This is a genomic window from Pseudomonas sp. SDO55104_S430 (genome assembly GCF_054070595.1).
Genome location: NZ_JBSVXG010000468.1, coordinates 1 through 1377, shown reverse-complemented (window position 1 = coordinate 1377; position 1377 = coordinate 1). Strand labels below are relative to the sequence as shown.

At 62.7% G+C, this 1377-nt stretch carries 1 protein-coding gene; it reads right to left on the bottom strand.

Going from position 1 to position 1377, the window contains the following annotated elements; genetic code table 11:
- Positions 1-69: 69 nt before the first annotated feature.
- Positions 70-1224 carry a MalY/PatB family protein gene (locus tag ACW9JE_RS30730; RefSeq protein WP_457434909.1) on the bottom strand — a complete coding sequence of 385 codons (1155 nt, stop codon included), beginning with the start codon at positions 1222-1224 and terminating at the stop codon, positions 70-72.
- Positions 1225-1377: the final 153 nt, after the last annotated feature.

The following is a 1377-nucleotide window of genomic DNA, read 5'->3' as shown; positions in this document are numbered from 1 at the left end:
AGCCACCATTCATACCGGCTGACACACCGCATTCGCGAGCAAGCTCTGCTCCTACAGGGGATTGCAAAGTCAGACTTTCTGGTTACGCAAACTACGCTCCATCCGGCTGATGCCTTCTTCCAGCAACGACCGCGGGCAGCCGAAGTTCAGGCGCACGAACTGCTTGCAGTCGTCACCAAAGTCCAGGCCCGGGCTCAGGCCGACCTTGGCCTGCTCCAGGAAGAACTGCTGCGGGTTGTCCAGCCCCAGCGCCGTGCAGTCGAGCCAGGCCAGGTAGGTGCTTTGCGGCACGTTCATGGTGATGCCCGGCAGGCGGGTGCGCACGGCGTCGACCAGGTAATCGCGGTTGCTCTGCAGATAGGCGCTCAACTCGGCCAGCCAGGGACCGGCTTCGCTGTAGGCTACGCGGGTCGCTTCCAGGCCCAGCGGGTTGACGCTGTCGACCATGCCGCAACGGGCGTGGTTGACCTTCTCGCGCAGGTGGCGGTCCTGAATGATCATGAACGAGGTCTTCAGGCCGGCGATGTTGTAGGCCTTGCTGGCCGACATCAGGGTGATGGTGCGCTGGGCGATCTGCGGGCTCAGGGTGGCGATCGGAATGTGCTTGCGACCGTCGAAGCACAACTCGGCATGGATCTCGTCGGAGATGATCCAGGCGTCGTGCTCCAGGCAGATGTCGGCGATGGATTGCAGTTCTTCGCGTGGGAATGCCTTGCCCAGCGGGTTGTGCGGGTTGCTCAGCAGCAACGCGCCGCCACCTCGCAGAGACTGGCTCAGGGTATCGAGCGGGGTGCGATAGGTGCCGTCCGCTTGTGCCTCGAAACCCAATTCGACCTTGTTCAGGCCCCAGTGCCCCGGCGCGTGACGCAGCGGCGGGTAGTTGGGAACCTGCACCACAACGTTCTGCTGCGGCTGGACCAGCGCCTTGAGCGCCATGTTGAAACCCGACTCGACGCCCGGCAGGAAAATCAGCTCCTGAGGCTCGATGCGCCAGGCGTACTTGTTCCACAGATCCGCGACGATGGCTTCACGCAGGCTGTCCGGGGCCACGCTGTAGCCGACCATCGGGTGTTCCAGACGCTTTTGCAGGGCCTGGATGATGACCGGCGGCGCGGCGAAATCCATGTCGGCAACCCACATCGGCAACACATCGGCCGGGTAGCGGCTCCATTTGGTGCTACCGGTGTTGTGGCGGTTGAACACCTGATCGAAATCGAAAGTCATGCGGGGTCTCGTGAAGGCGGGGTTGGATATGGCGCCATCATAATCGCCTGGCGGGTTGTTCGCGATATCAATGCACACCAACGATCCCTGTGGGAGCGGGCTTGCCCGCGATGGCGGCGGCAAATTCAACATATCCTTCGCCTGACCCACCGC

Excerpts from the sequence above, each read along its gene's own strand:
- ACW9JE_RS30730 (WP_457434909.1), bottom strand. The coding sequence starts at position 1,224 with ATGACTTTCGATTTCGATCAGGTGTTCAACCGCCACAACACCGGTAGC.